Genomic DNA, 289 nt, shown 5'->3' on the forward strand with positions numbered 1-289 from the left:
AACCAGCGCATGACGGTACCAAAAACCGTTGCCTTACCGCTTGGCTATACCCCAATCAAAGGCGGTAGATGAGAATCGAACTCACGAATGCTGGATCCACAAACCAGTGTGTTAACCACTTCACCACTACCGCCATGGTAGTTATATTAAATTACCAAACAGGGATAGTAGGAATCGAACCCACAATGACGGTTTTGGAGACCGTAGTTATACCGTTTAACTATATCCCTATGATGGGGGGGAGAGGATTCGAACCTCCGAACCCGAAGGAATGGATTTACAGTCCACC

At 47.1% G+C, this 289-nt stretch carries 2 tRNA genes; both read right to left on the reverse strand.

The annotated features are described in order from the left end of the window. Window positions 1-60: 60 nt before the first annotated feature. Window positions 61-133, reverse strand: a tRNA-His gene (locus FC36_RS05215). A 26-nt stretch (window positions 134-159) separates the two neighbouring features. Further along, window positions 160-230 (reverse strand) — tRNA-Trp (locus tag FC36_RS05220). Window positions 231-289: the final 59 nt, after the last annotated feature.

Origin of the sequence: Ligilactobacillus equi DSM 15833 = JCM 10991, assembly GCF_001435735.1 — a bacterium.
GTDB classification, from domain to species: Bacteria; Bacillota; Bacilli; order Lactobacillales; family Lactobacillaceae; genus Ligilactobacillus; species Ligilactobacillus equi.